This window comes from Hydrogenivirga sp. 128-5-R1-1, from assembly GCF_000171895.1.
Genome location: NZ_ABHJ01000518.1, coordinates 1 through 1,057 on the forward strand (window position 1 = coordinate 1; position 1,057 = coordinate 1,057).

The following is a 1,057-nucleotide window of genomic DNA, read 5'->3' on the forward strand; positions in this document are numbered from 1 at the left end:
ATAGCTTCAACAAAAAATACCGCCATTATCCAGTCACTCTCTTAACTTCTTCAGGAGTAGTAATACCTTTCAAAACCTTTATCAATCCATCTTCTTTTAAAGTTCTCATTCCCTTTTCTCTAGCTTTTTGCTTAATAGCTAAAGGAGTATGTCCTTTAACTATCATATCTGCAATATCTTCATCTATCAGTAAAAGTTCTAAAATAACAGTTCTTCCTAAATAACCAGTATTTCTACAATGTTCACAACCTTTTCCATACCATATAGAAATTTCACTATTAATGTTTCCAAAGTTGTATACTTTTTTATAATTTCTTCTTTAAAGCCATACTTTTTTAGCTCTATAGCAGATATTTTCTTTTCTTCTTTGCAAAAAGTACAAATTCTTCTAACAAGTCTTTGTGCAGTAATAGCTGTCACACCAGAAGCAACCATATAGTCTTTAATTCCCATATCTATGAGTCTTGGAATAGCACTAACGGAGTCATTTGTATGGAGTGTTGATAGAACAAGATGTCCTGTAATAGATGCTCTCATAGCCATTTCTGCAGTTTCTTCATCCCTAATCTCACCAATTAGAATTACATCTGGGTCTTGTCTTAAAAAGTGTCTTATTGCCCTTGCAAATGTGTATCCTGCTTTCTCATTTACCTGAGTTTGTTTAATAAATGGAAATCTATATTCTACAGGGTCTTCAACTGTTAAAATGTTTCTTTCCAATGCATTTATCTTCCTAAGAGCTGCATAAAGGGTTGTAGTTTTTCCTGAACCAGTTGGACCTGTTACTAAAACAATTCCTTGAGGCTTTGTAAATTCTTCTTCTAACTGATGTAAAACATCTTCTTCAAATCCTAAACTTTTTAAATTGAACAATGAAAGATTTTTAGATAAAACCCTTAAAACTACATTTTCTCCATATGCAGTTGGGACTGTTGAAACCCTTAAATCATATTCTTCTTCAAAGAAAGTATGTGTAAATGCACCGTCTTGAGGAAGTCTCTGCTCTGCAATATCTAAGTTTGCTAAAACTTTTATCCTAGAAACCACTGCAGTATGT

Annotated in this window: 2 protein-coding genes; both read right to left on the reverse strand. The window is 32.7% G+C overall.

Annotated features, from left to right (window positions below; all coding sequences use genetic code 11):
* Nucleotides 1–25: 25 nt before the first annotated feature.
* Nucleotides 26–166, reverse strand: a complete 141-nt coding sequence (locus tag HG1285_RS20435) for a hypothetical protein (RefSeq protein ID WP_008289717.1) — start codon at nucleotides 164–166, stop codon at nucleotides 26–28.
* A gap of 50 nt (nucleotides 167–216) precedes the next feature.
* Nucleotides 217–1,057: GspE/PulE family protein (locus tag HG1285_RS00245; protein WP_008289718.1), on the reverse strand; the 841-nt coding region annotated here is incomplete at its 5' end.

What these genes read in the sequence shown, in the direction of transcription:
- HG1285_RS20435 (WP_008289717.1), bottom strand. Translation starts at nt 166, where the DNA reads ATGATAGTTAAAGGACATACTCCTTTAGCTATTAAGCAAAAAGCTAGA.